The sequence below is a fragment of the Burkholderia diffusa genome (genome assembly GCF_902499115.1).
Taxonomy (GTDB): domain Bacteria; phylum Pseudomonadota; class Gammaproteobacteria; order Burkholderiales; family Burkholderiaceae; genus Burkholderia; species Burkholderia diffusa.
Genome location: NZ_CABVPN010000035.1, coordinates 1 through 16,733, shown reverse-complemented (window position 1 = coordinate 16,733; position 16,733 = coordinate 1). Strand labels below are relative to the sequence as shown.

Here is a 16,733-nt window from a genome sequence, read left to right as displayed (position 1 = left end):
AAAAAGCCCTCGTGACGAGGGCTTTTTTTGGGGGATGCCGCGCGCCGCAGAGGCGCGGGATGCCCGGACTTACGCGAAGTTCTTCGCTGCGAAGTCCCAGTTCACGATGTTCCAGAACGCTTCAACGAACTTCGGACGTGCGTTGCGGTAGTCGATGTAGTACGCGTGCTCCCACACGTCGATCGTCAGCAGCGGCTTGTCGGCCGTCGTCAGCGGCGTGGCGGCGTTGCTCGTCGAGACGATGTCGAGCGAACCGTCGGCCTTCTTCACGAGCCATGCCCAGCCCGAACCGAACGTGCCGACCGCGGCCTTCGTGAACGCTTCCTTGAATGCGTCGTACGAACCCCACTTCGCATTGATCGCGTCGCCGAGCGCGCCCGACGGTGCGCCGCCGCCGTTCGGCGACAGGCTGTTCCAGAAGAACGTGTGGTTCCAGATTTGCGCGGCGTTGTTGAAGATGCCGCCCGACGACTTCTTCACGATCTCTTCCAGCGACAGGTTTTCGAATTCCGTGCCCGGGATCAGATTGTTCAGGTTCGTCACATATGCCTGGTGATGCTTGCCGTAGTGGTACTCGATCGTCTCTTTCGAGATGGTCGGCGCGAGTGCGTCTTCAGCGTACGGGAGCGGCGGGAGCGTATGAGCCATGGCGATTCCTTCGTTGAGTATGTAGGGAGGCTGTGTTGAATGCTGCCGAGCGTCCGATTGTAGGCGAGTCCGAATATCCCCGCAAACTCACGGGCATTTATCCGCGGTATGCAGAAAATCGCCGCTGGCGCTTCATCCGGCAGGACGAGACGGCGATGCGCAGCATCCGTTCCCGCGCCCGGCGTTCGATACGTCCGGACCGCCGGGCGCGCGACCTTCGTTTCGCTTACGCCGTCGTCGTCAGATCGTGTCGGTCAGCCGCGGCTGCACGTCGGCGAGCGACACGTCGGCCGAGCCTTCGGCGAGATGCACGGTGAGTCGGCGCTGCGGCTTCAGCGCGCTCGGCGCCCGCACCGCGCGGCCGGTCTGCGCGTCGATCAGCGCCGCATAGCCGCGCTCGAGCGTGCGCTGCGGGCTCAGCACCTCGAGCCGCGCCGCGCAGGCCGACACGCGCGCGGTATCGCGCTCGTGACGGCGCTGCATCGCCACCGCCAGACGTTGCGACAGTCCGGCGAGGGCCTGACGCGCCTGCGCCGGGTCGGGCCGCGCGCGCTGCCAGCGCAACTGCGCGAGCGCGAAACGCGCACGCGCGTCGCGCACCGGCCGCGACGCCGCCGATGCGAGCCGCACCGCCAGCTGTTCGACGTGGGTACGTTGCCGCTGCAGCCGTTCGGCCGGGCTGACGAGCCGGCGCGCGAGCCAGTCGAGCTGCTGCGCACGCTGCTCGAGCCCGCGCTCCAGGCTGCGCGCAAGCGCGCGCTGCCGGTCGGCGACCTCGCGCAACAGCAACGCGCGCTGCGGACTCGCGAGTTCGGCCGCGCCGGTCGGCGTCGGCGCGCGCAGGTCGGCCGCGAAGTCCGCGATCGTGAAATCGGTTTCGTGGCCGACGCCGCTGACGACCGGCAGTTCGCTCGCCGCGATCGCACGTGCGAGCGCTTCGTCGTTGAACGACCACAGATCCTCGATCGACCCGCCGCCGCGGCACACGAGCAGCACGTCGACCTCGCGCCGCGCGTTCGCGGTCTGCACGGCCGCGACGAGCTTTTCGGCGGAACCGGCCCCCTGCACGGGCGCCGGATAGACGATCACCGGAATGTGCGGCGCGCGGCGCGCGAGCGTGGTCAGCACGTCGCGCAGCGCGGCGGCCTGCAGCGACGTGACGATGCCGATCGCGCGCGGGTGCGCCGGCAGCGGCCGCTTGCGCTCGGCTGCGAACAGCCCTTCGGCCTCGAGCTGCGCCTTCAGCCGCAGGAATGCCTCGTAAAGACGCCCCTGGCCCGTGCGCCGCACGGCTTCGACGTTGAGCTGCACTTCGCCGCGCGGCTCGTACATCGTGACGACCGCGCGCACCTCGATCCGGTCGCCTTCGCGCGGCGTGAATTCCGCGTACTGCGCGCGACCGCGAAACATCACGCAGCGCATCTGCGCCTGCTGGTCCTTGATCGAGAAATACCAGTGGCCGCTGGCGGCGCGCGTGAAATTCGACACTTCGCCCGAGATCCACAGCAGCGGGAACGAGCGCTCGAGCATCGTCGAAATCGCGCGATTAAGCGCCGAAACGGGAATCACTTCGTCGCCGCCGCGAGTCGCGCCGGGAGCGGAAAAAGGAGAGTCGGAAAGCATGGGCGGTCGGATGAATGCTGGCGGCGACACGATAGTCCGACACGCGCGCGGCGTCCAGCACCGCCCGCCCGCACTGCAACACGCTGAAGGTGTCCACACTCTGGTAATCGTCCGCCAAAAACACTTGAAAACCTCGGAAAAAACCAGACAATTCCGTATAACGCATTGATTTTTATATATTTTTAAACCTTGAAGTTTGATTCGACGCCGATTCGATGTCCATCCGACGGGCGTTTGACGCGAACGGGCGGGGAGTTTTTCACAGAGTTATCCACAACCCGCTCCGATCCGCCCCCATCGGATGCGTCGCCCGGCCGCGCTTGCCGCGCCCGCGTGCGGCGCGCTAGAGTGCCGCCTTCCGAAGACCTTGCGGCATGCGCCGCCCAACGGAGAATCCGCATTGATGAATCCGTCCCACGCTGCGGCGCACGACGCGCCGCGTCCGGCCCGATGAGCGCGCCCGGCGGCCCGCTCGCGCGGCTCGAAGCACGCCTCACGCGCGAATGGCAGCGACGCGGCGCCCTCGCCTGGGCGCTCACGCCGTTCGCCTGCGTGTTCGGCCTGTGCGCGGCGCTGCGCCGCACGGCCTACGCGCAGGGCTGGAAGCAACCGGTCGACGTCGGTGTGCCCGTCGTCGTGGTCGGCAACGTGACCGTCGGCGGCACCGGCAAGACGCCGACCGTGATCGCGCTCGTCGACGCGCTGCGCGCGGCCGGGTTCACGCCGGGCGTCGTGTCGCGCGGCTACGGCGCGAACGTGAAGGCCCCCATCGCGGTCACGCCCGCATCGCGCGCGAGCGCGGCCGGCGACGAACCGCTCCTGATCGCGCGCCGCACCGGCGCGCCCGTGTGGGTATGCCCCGACCGCGTCGCGGCCGCGCAGGCGCTGCGCGCCGCGCACCCGAACGTCGACGTGATCGTCAGCGACGACGGCCTCCAGCACTACCGTCTCGCACGGACGGTCGAGCTCGTCGTGTTCGACCATCGCCTCGGCGGCAACGGCTTTCTGCTGCCGGCCGGGCCGCTGCGCGAGCCGCTGTCGCGCCACCGCGACGCGACGCTCGTCAACGATCCGTACAGCGGCGCGCTGCCGCCGTGGCCCGATACCTATGCGCTCGCGCTCACGCCGGGCGCCGCGTGGCACCTCGACCAGCCGGCGCTGCGCCGTCCGCTGTCGCAGTTCGCGAACGAGCGCGTGCTCGCCGCGGCCGGCATCGGCGCGCCGGAACGCTTCTTCGCGACGCTGCGCGCGGCCGGCCTCGCGCCGGCGACGCGCGCGCTGCCCGACCACTACGCGTTCCCCGACAATCCGTTCGTCGACGACGCGGTCGATGCGATCCTGATCACCGAGAAGGATGCAGTAAAATTGGGCGCTTCCTGGCGCGACGCTCGGCTGTGGGTCGTCCCCGTCGAAGCCGCGCTCGATCCTCGCCTCATTGCCCTCGTTGTGGAGAAACTCCGTGGACGCTCGCCTGCTTGAAATCCTTGTGTGCCCTATCTGCAAAGGCCCGCTCCACTATGACCGCGCCGCGCAGGAGCTGATCTGCAACGCGGACAAGCTCGCCTACCCGATCCGCGACGGCATCCCCGTGATGCTCGTCGACGAAGCACGCCAGACCGTCGAAGGCACGCCGGTCGACCCCGCCGGCCCGGCCGGCAGCTGACGCCTCAACGCTACGCCGGCGCCTGGCCGCGGTTCGCTGCGGCCGCGTGCCGGCCCCTGCCCCGGGCGGCCTGCCTTCGACGCGCCGCCCGCCCCGCCCTCCTCACCGCCCAGCCCCGATGACTCATCCGCAGCCCTTCATCGCCGTCATTCCTGCCCGGCTCGCGTCGACGCGCCTGCCGAACAAGCCGCTCGCCGATCTCGGCGGCAAGCCGATGGTCGTGCGCGTCGCCGAGCGCGCGCGCGAAGCGGGCGCGCAGCAGGTGCTCGTCGCGTCCGATGCACAGAGCGTGCTCGACGCGGCCCGCGAGCACGGTTTCGAAGCCGTGCTGACGCGCGCCGATCATCCGTCCGGCACCGACCGGCTCGCGGAAGTCGCCGCGACGTTCGGGTGGAGCGACGACACCGTCGTCGTCAACGTGCAAGGCGACGAACCGCTGATCGACCCGGCACTCGTGCGCGACGTAGCGTCGCACCTCGCCGCGCATCCGGACTGCGCGATCGCGACCGCGGCGCACCCGATCCACGCCGCCGCAGACGTGTTCAACCCGAACATCGTGAAAGTCGCGCTCGACGCGCGCAACGTCGCGATGTACTTCTCGCGCGCGCCGATTCCATGGAGCCGCGATGCGTACCAGCCGCACTGGCCCGACGTCGCGGCCATGCCGGCGCCGGCCTTTCCGGTCCATCGTCACATCGGCCTGTACGCGTATCGCGCGCGTTTTCTGCGCACCTATCCGTCGCTCGCGCAGGCGCCGATCGAGCAGGCCGAGCAGCTCGAACAGCTGCGCGCGATGTGGCACGGCGAGCGCATCGCAGTGCTGATCACCGAGCATGCACCCGAAGCCGGCATTGACACGCCGGCCGATCTCGCACGCGTGCAGGCCCTTTTTCGGCCGGGTTCAAAATAACCCGTGGCATAATCAGGTGATTGTGCGAGCCGTCCGCGACCCGCGCGTCCACGCTTGACCCCGCCACGGCCCGCCCCGGCAGTCGCGCGTCGCTTTTCGCCGACGCGCCGCATCAGACCGGTCCGCCGCGTGCAAGGCAAGCCCCGCGTACGTTGTCGCCGACGCTTTTGCGTCTCGCCACACGAATCTACATACTGGAGATATCACCATGCGTTTGATCCTGTTGGGCGCGCCCGGCGCGGGAAAGGGCACCCAGGCAAACTTCATCAAGGAAAAGTTCGGCATCCCGCAAATCTCGACGGGTGACATGCTGCGCGCGGCCGTCAAGGCCGGCACGCCGCTCGGCATCGAGGCGAAGCGCTTCATGGACGAAGGCAAGCTCGTGACGGACGACCTGATCATCGGTCTCGTGAAGGAGCGCCTGAAGGAAGCCGATTGCGCGAACGGCTATCTGTTCGATGGCTTCCCGCGCACGATCGCGCAGGCTGACGCAATGAAGGAAGCTGGTGTCGCGATCGATTACGTGCTCGAAATCGACGTCCCGTTCTCGGAGATCGTCGAGCGCATGAGCGGCCGCCGCACGCACCCGGCGTCGGGCCGCACGTACCACGTCAAGTTCAACCCGCCGAAGGTCGAGGGTGTGGACGACGTGACGGGCGAACCGCTGATCCAGCGCGACGACGACAAGGAAGAAACCGTCAAGAAGCGTCTCGAAGTGTACGAAGCGCAGACCAAGCCGCTCATCAAGTATTACGGCGACTGGGCGCAGCGCGGCGAGGAAAACGGCCTGAAAGCCCCGCAGTATCGCAAGATCTCGGGCCTCGGCAGCGTCGATGAAATCCGCGAGCGTGCGTTCGACGCACTGAAGTAAGCACCGCGTCGTGCACCGCAAGCCGCCCTTCCGGGCGGTTTTTTTTTCGTCTGCCGCGACCGTTTCGTCTGACCTGGATTCGCACGACCGTGCCGCACTGGCCGGCGTACGACGGCGCCCCGTACAATCGATCGAACGCGTGCGCCGCGTGGGCCGGCGCACCGCCTTTCCTCCGATCGACCGGCATCGGACCCAACCAAGGAGAAAGTGATGGAGATTCGCGGCAACGTCTTTCTGATCACGGGCGGCGCATCGGGCCTCGGCGCCGGGACGGCCCGCATGTTCGCGCGTGCCGGCGGCAAGGTCGTGCTCGCCGACCTGAACGAGGCGGCCGGCACGGCGCTCGCGAGCGAGCTGGGCGGCGTGTTCGTGCGCTGCGACGTGTCGAGCGAGGCCGATGCGCAGGCGGCCGTCGACGCCGCGACGCGCGCGGGCACGCTGCGCGGCCTCGTGAACTGCGCGGGCATCGCGCCCGCCGCGAAGACCGTCGGCAAGGACGGCGCGCATCCGCTCGACGTATTCGCGAAAACGATCAACGTGAACCTGGTCGGCACCTTCAACATGATCCGGCTCGCGGCCGCTGCGATGGCTGCGACCGCGCCGAACGACGGCGGCGAGCGCGGCGTGATCGTCAGCACCGCGTCGGTCGCCGCTTACGACGGCCAGATCGGCCAGGCCGCATACGCGGCGTCGAAGGCCGGCGTCGCAGGCATGACGCTGCCGATCGCACGCGATCTGTCGCGCCACGGCATCCGCGTGATGACGATCGCGCCCGGACTGTTCGAGACGCCGATGCTGCTCGGCATGCCGAAGGACGTGCAGGACGCGCTCGGCGCGATGGTGCCGTTCCCGCCGCGGCTCGGCAAACCGGACGAGTACGCGATGCTGGTGCGCCAGATCGTCGAGAATCCGATGCTCAACGGCGAAGTGATCCGCCTCGACGGCGCGATCCGGATGCAGCCGAAGTAAGGGCCACGCAATTGCAAATGAAAAACGCCCGCGATGCGGGCGTTTTTACGTTCGGGGCTCCGGGGAGACGTGACGGCTCAGTCCTCGCCGTCGCGCTGCATCCGCTGCCGCAACTCGGTCACCTGCGATTCGACGACGGTCGCGTCGTCCGCATCGGGCCGCTCGCCGAGATACTGCTCGAGATCCTCGAGCGCTGGGCGCAGATAGTCGAGCCGCGCATAGGCGAAGCCGCGGTCGCGCACCTCGTCGAGTTGTTCCGGCAGCAGGATCACGAGCCGCTGCTGCACGGCAAGCAGCCGCTGCCAGCGTTCCGTCTGCAGGTAGATCGTCTTGAGGTTGCGCAGCATCCGCGCGATGATCTCGCGGCTCGTGGCCGGCTGCAGCAGCGCGCGCAACGCGCTGTCGACCGCGCCCGCCGCACGCGCGACGTACGGCTCGAGCATCTCGACCATTTCAGCTTCGGACAGCGAATGGCCGTTGGTCGGATCGATGATCAGGTCGCCATCCGGCAGCGTCACGCGCAGCAGGAAGTGGCCGGGGAACGACACGCCGCGCGCCGGCACGCCGATCTGCTCGGCGAGTTCCAGGTAAAGCACCGACAGCGAGATCGGGATCCCGCGCCGCCGTTTGAGCACGGCGTTCAGGTGGCTGTTATCGGGGTCGTAGTAATCGTTGTGATTGCACGCGAAGCCGAGCTCGCGGAAGAAGAAGTCGTTCAGCGCGGCGACGCGGCCCTTCAGGTCCGCATCGTCGGCGAGCCGCCGGCGCAGCCGCGCCGCCAGCATGTCGAGTTCGGCCAGCGTGCCCTGCAGGTCGAGGTCGGGATACGCGTCCTGCGCCAGCGACAGCGCGGCTTCCGTGACGGGCAGACTGTCGTCGTCCGCCACGAGCGTGCTGAAGTAGTCGAGGACGCGGGTCATTGCGGTCATCACTTGGCGCGCCTTCTGAAGTAAGCGTATTTGAAGCCCATCACCCACAACATACCGAAATATAGTGCAGCGAACAGCACCAGGCACGCCGCCATCAGCGCGATGCGATCGAGCGGCTGCGCGCGCATGCCGGTCCAGTCGAAGCTGATCGCGCACCAGTGCATCAGGCCCGCGAGCACGAGCGCCGCGCCGAGCAGTTGCACGAAGAAGCGCAGCCAGCCCGGCGACGGCTGGTAGATGCCGCGCTTGCGCAGCCCGAGGAACAGCAGCAGCGAGTTCAGGCATGCGCCGACGCCGATGCTCAGCGTGAGGCCCGCAGCGCCGATCAGCGGCACGAACACGTAGTTCGAGATCTGCGTGACGATCAGCACGCCGATCGCGATCTTCACGGGCGTCTTGATGTCCTGCTTCGCGTAGAAGCCCGGCGCGAGGATCTTGATCAGGATGATGCCGACGAGGCCGATCCCGTAGGTCGCGAGCGCGCGTGCGACCATCGTGACCGTATGCGCGTCGAACTTGCCGTAGTTGAACAGCGTCGCGGTGAGCGGCGTCGCAAAGAAGAACAGCGCGAGCGCGCTCGGCGCCGCGAGCAGGAACGTGACGCGCAGCCCCCAGTCGAGCAGCGCCGAATATTCGGTCGAATCGGCGTCGACGTGCGCCTTCGACAGGCTCGGCAGCAGGATCGTGCCGAGCGCGACGCCGAGCAGCGCGGTCGGGAATTCCATCAGGCGGTCGGCGTAGTTGATCCACGACACGGCGCCCTGCCCGAGCCGCGACGCGATGTTGGTGTTGATGATCAGCGACAGTTGCGCGACCGACACCGCGAACGTCGCGGGCACCATCTTCGCGAGCACGCGCTTGACGCCGGGATGACGCAGCGCGCGCACCGGGTTGAGGCCGATCAGCGGCACCATGTCGATCTTCTTCAGCCCCGGCAGCTGCACGATGAACTGCAGCACGCCGCCCACGATGACGGCCCATGCGAGCGCATAGACCGGCACCTTCAGGTGCGGCGCGACGAACACGGCCGCGGCGATGAACGCGACGTTGAGCAGCACCGGCGCGAACGCCGGCAGCGAGAAGCTCTTGTAGGTATTCAGCACGCCGGACGCGAGCGTCGTCAGCGAGATGAACACGATGTACGGGAACATGATCCGCGTCATCGTGACCGCGAGCGGGAACGCCTGTCCGTCGGTATGCAGGCCGGACGCGACCGCGAACACGACCCACGACGCGCCGGCGATCCCGAGGACCGACAGCACGGCGAGCGCCCAGGCGAGCACGGTCGACATCGCGTCGACGAGCGCCTTGGTCGCATCGTGCCCCTGCTGGTTCTTGAATTCGGCCAGGATCGGCACGAACGCCTGCGAGAACGCGCCTTCGGCGGACAGGCGGCGCAGCAGGTTCGGGATGCGGAAAGCGACGTAGAACGCGTCGGTGTATTGACTGGCGCCGAACGCACGGGCGATCAGCGTCTCGCGGGCCAGTCCGGTCACGCGCGACAGCAGCGTGAAGCCGCTGACCGTCAGCAGGGCTCGGAATAGATTCATGGGGCGCTTATTATACGGACGTTGCGTGCCCCGGCACGGACGGATGCCGAAAAGGGCCCATGTCGCCGGCGCCCCCGTCCGTCCGACATCACGTTGACCTTGCCACGCGCTTGATTTTGTTGCTATAATCGCCGGTTTCTGAGCCTGTTACATGCACGGCGCCTGTCGTTTTCATGTCTCGGCCTCGGTTAAAATCACCGTTTTTTATGCGCCCCTGGGCAATCGCTCTCAGGGGACGGATCGAAAAGCAGCGCTTGGCCGTCAGGCTCCAAGCTCTGGAAACAGGACAGGATAAGGAACCGTCATGGCTAACTCCGCACAAGCACGCAAGCGCGCCCGCCAAGCCGCGAAGGCAAATTCGCACAACTCGGCGCTGCGCTCGAAATTCCGTACCGCGATCAAGTCGGTTCGCAAGGCTGTTGAAGCCGGCGACCAGGCAAAGGCTGCCGAGCTGTTCAAGGCTGCCGTGAAGACGATCGACACGATCGCCGACAAGAAGATCGTTCACAAGAACAAGGCCGCTCGCAGCAAGAGCCGCCTCGCCGCAGCCGTCAAGGGCCTGCAGGCAGCAGCGTAAATCCGGCGCGCCCGCTCTCGCGGGCGTTCCTGTTTCCTGCGATCACGAAAAAGCCCGCCTAGGCGGGCTTTTTTGTTGCGCGTCGCCTGCGCATCGCGCCGGGCGACCGTCAGGCGCGGGCGCGGGATGCCCCCTCGCCCGCCGAATTCACTTCTTCTCGTTGTAGTCCGGCAACTCGCACGCCTCGGTGACGACGAGGTTGTTGTCCTTCGCGAAGTTCAGCACGAAATCGAACGCCATCGGCTCGATGTCGCGCAGCCGGGAATCGAGGATCACGCATTTCAGGTCGCCGAGCATCGTCGGGCGCACGTACAGCGAATATTTCAGGCGCGCGTTCGGCCCGCTCGCACCCGGCCCGAAACAGGCCATCACGCCGGCCAGACGCTCCGACCAGTCGCTCGGGCGAAACTTTTTCCCGTCTTTCGTGATGCCCTGGATGAAGAATTCGGTCGGAGGGGTTTCAGCCATGTGGTTACCCAAGTGACGGCCCGGCGATGTCCAGGCGACGGCGCCTGGATACGCGAACACAAAGCTGGAGTGGACGACGACAGACGCGCTCCGATATCCCGAAAACAGGCCGTCGCTGCGTGCCGCCGACGCGCCGCACCGGATTTGTGCAGCGCATGGCTTGTGTCCGGCAGAGCGCGAAGAGCCTTGCCTGCCGGGCTGGAGAAAACTTTTGAATTATACCGCAGCGCGACATCGCGCGTCGTCTCGCGCCCCCTCTTCCGGCATCCTCCAGTGTGCGCCACGATCGCGCCCCGGTTTTCGGCGCGGCTCGTCAAAGCACAGAAAATCCTTTATGCTGCTTTGAGTTATCCACACCCGACGGCGGCGCCGTCCGGCTCCGCTGCCGGTTCAGACCCGCCGTATTTCGTTTCATGACCGCCAAAACCATTCGTCACTACCTGCAGTTCAAGGATTTCTCGCTGGAAGACTACGAGTACGTGCTCGAACGCACGGGTATCCTGAAGCGCAAGTTCAAGAACTACGAGACCTATCACCCGCTGCACGACCGCACGCTCGCGATGATCTTCGAGAAGAGCTCGACGCGCACGCGCCTGTCGTTCGAAGCCGGCATCTTCCAGCTCGGCGGCCACGCGGTGTTCATGAGCACGCGCGACACGCAGCTCGGCCGCGGCGAGCCGGTCGAGGATTCCGCGCAGGTCATCTCGCGGATGGTCGACATCATCATGATCCGCACGTTCGAGCAGGAGGTCATCAAGCGCTTCGCGGAGAACTCCCGCGTGCCGGTGATCAACGGCCTGACCAACGAATACCACCCGTGCCAGGTGCTCGCCGACATCTTCACGTACTACGAGCACCGCGGCCCGATCGCCGGCAAGACGGTCGCGTGGGTCGGCGATGCGAACAACATGCTCTATACGTGGATCGAAGCCGCGCAGATCCTCGGCTTCAAGCTGCGCCTGTCGACGCCGCCGGGCTATGCGCTCGACATGAAGCTCGTGTCGCCGGACAGCGCGCCGTTCTACGAGGTGTTCGACGATCCGAACGAAGCGTGCAAGGGCGCCGATCTCGTGACGACCGACGTGTGGACGAGCATGGGCTTCGAAGCCGAGAACGAAGCGCGCAAGCAGGCATTTGCCGACTGGTGCGTCGACGAGGAAATGATGGGCCATGCGAACGCGGACGCGCTCTTCATGCACTGCCTGCCCGCGCACCGCGGCGAGGAAGTGACGGCCGGCGTGATCGACGGCCCGCAGAGCGTCGTGTGGGACGAGGCGGAAAACCGCCTGCACGTGCAGAAGGCGCTGATGGAGTTCCTGCTGCTCGGCCGGCTCAAGCACTGATCGCAGCACCCCGCAGCACCCGAGCACCGCCGGCATCCGGCGGCATGCAAAAAAGCGCCGATCGTCGATCGGCGCTTTTTGTTTGTACGCGGCGGAAGCGAATGAAATGCGCGGTACGAAAGACCGCGTTACAGGCACACCGGCTCGGGTTCGAGCTCGACACCGAACCGCTCGCGCACGTCGTCCTGGATCGCGCGCGCCAGCGCGAGGACCTCGACACCCGTCGCGCCGCCGTGATTCACCAGCACGAGCGCCTGCCGGTCGTGCACGGCCGCCGCCCCCAGCGCGCGCCCTTTCCAGCCGCAGCGGTCGATCAACCAGCCGGCCGCGAGCTTCACCTGCCCGTCCGGCTGCGGATACGACACCACGTCCGGCACGCGCGCGCGCAGCGCGTCGAACTGCGCGGCATCGATCACCGGATTCTTGAAGAAGCTGCCCGCGTTGCCGAGCACGAGCGGATCGGGCAGCTTCGCGCGGCGGATCGCGACGACTGCATCGAACACGTCGCGCGGCGTTGCCGCGTCCGGCGCGATGCCGCGCGCGTCGAGCTCGCGCGTGACGTCCGCGTAGCCGAGCCGCGGCGTCCAGCGCTTGGGCAGCCGGAACGTCACCGATACGATCGCGAACCGGCCGCGCCCTTCCCGCTTGAAGAAGCTGTCGCGATAGCCGAACGCGCAGCGCGCGGCGTCGAAGCGCTCGCTGCGCCCCGTCGCGAGCTCGACGGCGACCAGCGAGTCGAAACAGGTCTTCATCTCGAGGCCGTACGCGCCGATGTTCTGGATCGGCGCGGCGCCGACGGTGCCCGGAATCAACGCAAGGTTCTCCAGGCCCGGCATCCCGTGCTCGAGCGTCCACGCGACGAACGCGTGCCAGGTCTCGCCGCCGCCGGCCTCGACGTACCACGCGTCGTCGTCCTCGCGCACGACGCGGCGGCCGGCGATCTCGTCGAGCAGCACGACGCCGTCGAAATCGCGCGTGAACACGACGTTGCTGCCGCCGCCGAGCACGAGCTGCGGCAGCGACGCGACGCGCTGGTCGCGGTGCAGCGCCTCGAACTGCGCCGCCTGCGTGATGCGCGCGGCAAAGCGCGCCTTCGCGGCGATGCCGAACGTATTGTGCGCAGCAAGCGGATGGTCGGGGAGCAGCGACAGGGCGGAATCGTCAGGAGGCATCGGCATTCGCGGTCACGTCCGCCGGGCGGCCTTACGGCCGGCCTTGGGCAAACGGAGGGGCATCGGTAAAATGGCAAACAGTCCGCAATTATAGCGAGTGCCCGCGCGCGAGCCGGGCGCACGCATCTCAAGGGAGAATGCCATGCCATCGTTCGACGTCGTTTCCGAAGCGAACATGATCGAAGTGAAGAACGCCATCGAGCAGTCGAACAAGGAAATTTCGACGCGCTTCGACTTCAAGGGCTCCGACGCGCGCGTCGAACAGAAGGAGCGCGAGCTGACGCTGTTCGCCGACGACGATTTCAAGCTCGGCCAGGTCAAGGACGTGCTGATCAACAAGCTCGCGAAGCGCAACGTCGATGTGCGCTTCCTCGACTATGGCAAGGTCGAGAAGATCGGCGGCGACAAGGTCAAGCAGATCGTCACCGTGAAGAAGGGCGTGACGGGCGACCTCGCGAAGAAGATCGTCAGGCTCGTGAAAGACAGCAAGATCAAGGTGCAGGCGAGCATTCAGGGCGACGCGGTGCGCGTGGCCGGCACGAAGCGCGACGACCTGCAGAGCGTGATCGCGATGCTGCGCAAGGACGTGACCGACACCCCGCTCGACTTCAACAACTTCCGCGACTGATCGACGCCATCGACCGCAGCGTCGCCGCTCACGCCGCGCCGCCGGGCCCCGCATGCCGGGCGCCCCTGCGGGCGGCAGCAGTCATCCCCTTCCTCAGGCCTTCCCGCCGTCCTGCGCGCCGCCGTCGGACGCGGCCTTCTTCTTCTCGCCGATCCGGCTTTCCTGCCCCGCCAGCAGCTTCGAGATGTTGCCGCGGTGACGCCACACGAGCAGCACGCTCATCGCGAGCACGGCCCACGCGACCGGGTTGTGGCCGGTGCCGAACAGGAACACGTCGAACACCGGTGCGAACACGGCCGCCACCAGCGCCGCGAGCGACGAATAGCGGAAGAAGAATGCGACGATCAGCCAGGTCAGCGCAGTCGCCAGGCCGAGCACCGGATGCACGGCGAGCAGCACGCCGGCCGCGGTCGCCACGCCCTTGCCGCCCTGGAAGCGGAAGAACACCGGATACAGGTGGCCGAGGAACACGGCGATCGCGACCCACGCAACGGCGACGTCAGGCAACCCGAAATGCCGCGCGAGCCAGACGGCGAGCCAGCCCTTGAATGCGTCGCCGACGAGTGTCAGGATCGCGGCCTTCTTGTTGCCGCTGCGCAGCACGTTGGTCGCGCCGGGATTCTTCGACCCGTACGAACGGGGATCGGCCAGGCCCATCGCGGCGCTGACGACGACGGCGAACGACACCGAACCGATCAGGTAGGCAACAAGTGCGGCGAGCAGGATCTGCATGCGGAGAACTCTTCTTTCAACGTATCGGTGAATTGGCGGCCAGACGCGCGGCATGCCGGCCAGTTGCGGCGGACGCCGTCGCGGCGAACCGCCGGGAGGCCGTTTCGGCCGGTCGTGCGGTCCGACCGGCCGAAACGGCGCCCATTCTACCGAACGAGCACGGCCTGCCACGAAGGTGAAACCCTCAGTCGACGCTCGCGCACTCCACGGGCGTCGCGCCGAGCAGCGTCGTGAGCACCGCCGGCGCGAGGCTGACGAGATAGCCGCGGCGGCCGCCGTTCAGGTAGATCGTCGGCAATTCGAGGATGGTCGACTCGACGTACACGGGCATCGTCTTGCGCGTGCCGAACGGCGACGTGCCGCCGACCAGATAGCCGGAATGGCGGTTCGCGACGTCGGGCTTGCACGGCTCGACGCGTTTCGCGCCGATCTGCCGCGCGAGGTTCTTGGTCGACACCGTGCGGTCGCCGTGCATCAGCACGATCAGCGGCTTCGCGTGCTCGTCCTCCATCACCAGCGTCTTCACGACGCAGTGCTCGTCGACGCCGAGCTGGCGCGCCGACTCGCCGGTGCCACCATGCTCGACGTAATCGTACGGATGCTCGCCGAAGGCGACGCCGTGACGGCGCAGCAGTTGGGTCGCGGGTGTCTCGGACACGTGTCTGGATTTGCTCATGGCGGCATTTTAATGGCGAACGACCGGCGGGCGGGCGTCAACCCACGATCGCACCGTCTCGTGTTCGCGGCGGCGTGCCGCGCACCGGCGGTATACTCGCGGCCCTTTTGCACCAGTATCCGGGGCGAGCACCCGTCACCGCGGCGCGCCTGTCCGTCAGTCCGTCCGCCCGTCATCATTGCGGACATCGCGAAGCGCTATTGCCCGATTGACCGATTGTGGCGCGCCCGCCGTCATGGCACGATCGTTCGCAAAACTGGCCGCGCCGCCGCCCGGCCCTTCTTCTGGAGACGCCATGTCCTCGCCTGTCCGTTCATCCGCGCCGCTCGACGTCCCGGCGTTGCTCGCCGCCTTGCCCGGCCGCATCGCCGACGTGCCCGCCCGCTGGGCCGCGCAAGCGCCCGCGCATCCGGCGCTGATCGAGGACGCGCGCCGCCTGTCGTACGGCGAGCTGTCGCGAGCGGTCGATGCGGCCGCCGAGCGGCTCGCGCGCCTCGGCGTGCATGGCGGCGATCGCGTGATGATCGTCGCGGAAAACAGCGTCGCGCAGATCGTGCTGCTGTTCGCGGCCGCGCGCGTCGACGCATGGGCGCTCGTGTCGAACGCCCGGCTGTCGGCCGGCGAACTCGATGCGATCGCCGCGCATGCGCGGCCGAAGCTGATCGCATTCGCGACCGAGGCGTCGCCCGATGCGCGCGCACACGCGGCACGCCACGACGCGACGCCGGCCGACACGCTGCCGGTCGACATCGGCGCGTGGTCGTACCGCGTCGACACGAGCGCGCCCGACGAACCGGTGGTGGCCGATGGCGCCGCGCAATGCGCGGCGCTGATCTACACGACCGGCACGACGGGTGCGCCGAAAGGCGTGATGCTGTCGCACCGCAACCTGCTGTTCATCGCGGCGACGTCGAGCGCGCTGCGCCGCGTGTCGCCGGACGACGTCGTCTATACGGTGCTGCCGGTGTCGCACGTGTACGGGCTCGCGTCTGTCTGCCTCGGCAGCCTCTACGCCGGGGCGACGCTGCGGCTTGCACCGCGCTTCTCGCCGGAGGCCGTGCGCATCGCGCTCGCCGACGAAGGCGTGACGATCTTCCAGGGTGTACCCGCGATGCACGCGAAGCTCCTCGAGCACCTGCACACGCACGCGCACGCGTGGCACGCGCCGCGGCTGCGTTTCGCGTATTCGGGCGGCTCGCCGCTCGACGCCAACCTGAAGGCGCGCGTCGAGCGCATGTACGGCGTGCCGCTGCACAACGGCTACGGAATGACCGAGAGCAGCCCGACGATCACGCAGACGCCGCTCGACGCGCCGCGTGCCGACTGCTCGGTCGGCGTGCCGATCCCGGGCGTCGAGATGCGGATCGTCGCGCCGGACGGCACGGACGTGCCGCAGGGTGAAGTGGGTGAAATCCGCGTGCGCGGGCCGAACGTGATGCTCGGCTACTACCGCAACGCGGACGCCACGCGCGCGGCCGTGTCTCCGGACGGCTGGCTGAGCACCGGCGATCTCGCGCGCCAGGAAGCCGACGGCTCGGTGACGATCGCGGGTCGCAGCAAGGAGCTGATCATCCGCTCGGGCTTCAACGTCTATCCGGTCGAAGTCGAACAGGTGCTGAACGCGCACCCGGACGTCGTGCAGGCAGCCGTCGTCGGCCGCGCGGTCGAGGGCAACGAGGAAGTGCTCGCGTTCGTCGAGCTGGTGCCGGGCGCGACCGCGACCGAGGACGCGCTGCAGGCATGGTGCGCACAACGGCTCGCGCCTTACAAGCGGCCCGCGCGCATCCGCGTGCTCGATGCGCTGCCCGCCGCATCGACGGGCAAGGTGCTGAAGCACAAGCTGCGCGAACTCGCGTGACGCGCGGGTGCGGGCCGCATCCCGCATGTGGCCGACGCGCGCCGCGCTAGTGTCCTGTTCCGCTGATTCGCGAGCAAAGTCGATGCAGCTTTTCGAGGATGGAATCGGCTGAGGCG

General features: G+C 67.7%; 18 protein-coding genes. 9 read left to right on the top strand and 9 right to left on the bottom strand.

From position 1 onward, the window contains the following. Positions 1–69: 69 nt before the first annotated feature. The 3 genes from sodB to BTE28158_RS28540 all read right to left on the bottom strand — a co-directional run bounded on the left by sodB (position 70) and on the right by BTE28158_RS28540 (position 2,437). Positions 70–648: a superoxide dismutase [Fe] gene (sodB, locus tag BTE28158_RS28550; RefSeq protein ID WP_044848579.1), complete on the bottom strand. Its 579-nt coding sequence runs from the start codon at positions 646–648 to the stop codon at positions 70–72. A gap of 240 nt (positions 649–888) precedes the next feature. After that, on the bottom strand, positions 889–2,271 hold the full coding sequence (xseA, locus tag BTE28158_RS28545; protein WP_059608001.1) for an exodeoxyribonuclease VII large subunit: 1,383 nt from the start codon (positions 2,269–2,271) through the stop codon (positions 889–891). After that, positions 2,195–2,437, bottom strand: a complete 243-nt coding sequence (locus BTE28158_RS28540) for a hypothetical protein (RefSeq protein ID WP_170296496.1) — start codon at positions 2,435–2,437, stop codon at positions 2,195–2,197. Before BTE28158_RS28540 ends, xseA begins: the two co-directional genes overlap by 77 nt. 284 nt (positions 2,438–2,721) lie before the next feature. On the opposite strand from BTE28158_RS28540, the gene lpxK reads away from it, so the two are divergent. The 5 genes from lpxK (at position 2,722) to BTE28158_RS28515 (ending at position 6,684) form a co-directional block, all read left to right on the top strand. Then, positions 2,722–3,750: a tetraacyldisaccharide 4'-kinase gene (lpxK, locus tag BTE28158_RS28535; RefSeq protein ID WP_059608000.1), complete on the top strand. Its 1,029-nt coding sequence runs from the start codon at positions 2,722–2,724 to the stop codon at positions 3,748–3,750. Beyond that, on the top strand, positions 3,731–3,934 hold the full coding sequence (locus BTE28158_RS28530; protein WP_006750935.1) for a Trm112 family protein: 204 nt from the start codon (positions 3,731–3,733) through the stop codon (positions 3,932–3,934). Before lpxK ends, BTE28158_RS28530 begins: the two co-directional genes overlap by 20 nt. A gap of 118 nt (positions 3,935–4,052) precedes the next feature. Then, entirely contained in the window at positions 4,053–4,844 is a 792-nt protein-coding gene (kdsB, locus tag BTE28158_RS28525) for a 3-deoxy-manno-octulosonate cytidylyltransferase (protein WP_059527793.1), read from the top strand. Positions 4,845–5,052: 208 nt separating this feature from the next. Continuing rightward, complete coding sequence (gene adk, locus BTE28158_RS28520) at positions 5,053–5,715, top strand: adenylate kinase (protein ID WP_059607999.1); 663 nt, start codon at positions 5,053–5,055, stop codon at positions 5,713–5,715. 210 nt (positions 5,716–5,925) lie between these two features. Then, on the top strand, positions 5,926–6,684 hold the full coding sequence (locus BTE28158_RS28515) for an SDR family NAD(P)-dependent oxidoreductase (RefSeq protein ID WP_151051427.1): 759 nt from the start codon (positions 5,926–5,928) through the stop codon (positions 6,682–6,684). Between the two features lie 77 nt (positions 6,685–6,761). Here the strand turns inward: BTE28158_RS28515 and BTE28158_RS28510 are convergent, their stop codons facing one another. Both BTE28158_RS28510 and murJ read right to left on the bottom strand, forming a co-directional pair. Then, positions 6,762–7,604: a SirB1 family protein gene (locus BTE28158_RS28510; RefSeq protein ID WP_059608018.1), complete on the bottom strand. Its 843-nt coding sequence runs from the start codon at positions 7,602–7,604 to the stop codon at positions 6,762–6,764. Between the two features lie 8 nt (positions 7,605–7,612). After that, the gene (gene murJ / locus BTE28158_RS28505; protein ID WP_420868025.1) at positions 7,613–9,208 is read right to left on the bottom strand and encodes a murein biosynthesis integral membrane protein MurJ; all 1,596 of its coding nucleotides are present in this window, start codon (positions 9,206–9,208) and stop codon (positions 7,613–7,615) included. 259 nt (positions 9,209–9,467) lie between these two features. Here murJ and rpsT point away from each other — a divergent pair, with 259 nt between their 5' ends. After that, positions 9,468–9,740 carry a 30S ribosomal protein S20 gene (gene rpsT / locus BTE28158_RS28500; RefSeq protein WP_006482211.1) on the top strand — a complete coding sequence of 91 codons (273 nt, stop codon included), beginning with the start codon at positions 9,468–9,470 and terminating at the stop codon, positions 9,738–9,740. Positions 9,741–9,887: 147 nt separating this feature from the next. On the opposite strand, the gene BTE28158_RS28495 is transcribed toward rpsT, so the two are convergent. Beyond that, entirely contained in the window at positions 9,888–10,208 is a 321-nt protein-coding gene (locus BTE28158_RS28495) for a DUF3579 domain-containing protein (protein ID WP_006762342.1), read from the bottom strand. A 413-nt stretch (positions 10,209–10,621) separates the two neighbouring features. On the opposite strand from BTE28158_RS28495, the gene argF reads away from it, so the two are divergent. Continuing rightward, a complete protein-coding gene (argF, locus tag BTE28158_RS28490) occupies positions 10,622–11,551 on the top strand; it encodes an ornithine carbamoyltransferase (protein ID WP_059607996.1) in 930 nt (309 codons plus the stop codon). A gap of 128 nt (positions 11,552–11,679) precedes the next feature. Here the strand turns inward: argF and murB are convergent, their stop codons facing one another. Further along, on the bottom strand, positions 11,680–12,729 hold the full coding sequence (gene murB / locus BTE28158_RS28485) for a UDP-N-acetylmuramate dehydrogenase (RefSeq protein ID WP_124621488.1): 1,050 nt from the start codon (positions 12,727–12,729) through the stop codon (positions 11,680–11,682). 136 nt (positions 12,730–12,865) lie between these two features. On the opposite strand from murB, the gene BTE28158_RS28480 reads away from it, so the two are divergent. Beyond that, positions 12,866–13,351: a YajQ family cyclic di-GMP-binding protein gene (locus tag BTE28158_RS28480; protein WP_006762345.1), complete on the top strand. Its 486-nt coding sequence runs from the start codon at positions 12,866–12,868 to the stop codon at positions 13,349–13,351. Between the two features lie 93 nt (positions 13,352–13,444). Here the strand turns inward: BTE28158_RS28480 and plsY are convergent, their stop codons facing one another. Together plsY and ybaK are read right to left on the bottom strand one after the other, a co-directional pair. Beyond that, a complete protein-coding gene (plsY, locus tag BTE28158_RS28475) occupies positions 13,445–14,083 on the bottom strand; it encodes a glycerol-3-phosphate 1-O-acyltransferase PlsY (RefSeq protein WP_124901002.1) in 639 nt (212 codons plus the stop codon). 184 nt (positions 14,084–14,267) lie between these two features. After that, a complete protein-coding gene (gene ybaK, locus BTE28158_RS28470) occupies positions 14,268–14,759 on the bottom strand; it encodes a Cys-tRNA(Pro) deacylase (protein ID WP_151051431.1) in 492 nt (163 codons plus the stop codon). A gap of 295 nt (positions 14,760–15,054) precedes the next feature. Here ybaK and BTE28158_RS28465 point away from each other — a divergent pair, with 295 nt between their 5' ends. Next, positions 15,055–16,617 carry a class I adenylate-forming enzyme family protein gene (locus tag BTE28158_RS28465; protein ID WP_151051433.1) on the top strand — a complete coding sequence of 521 codons (1,563 nt, stop codon included), beginning with the start codon at positions 15,055–15,057 and terminating at the stop codon, positions 16,615–16,617. The last annotated feature ends 116 nt before the right edge of the window (positions 16,618–16,733 follow it).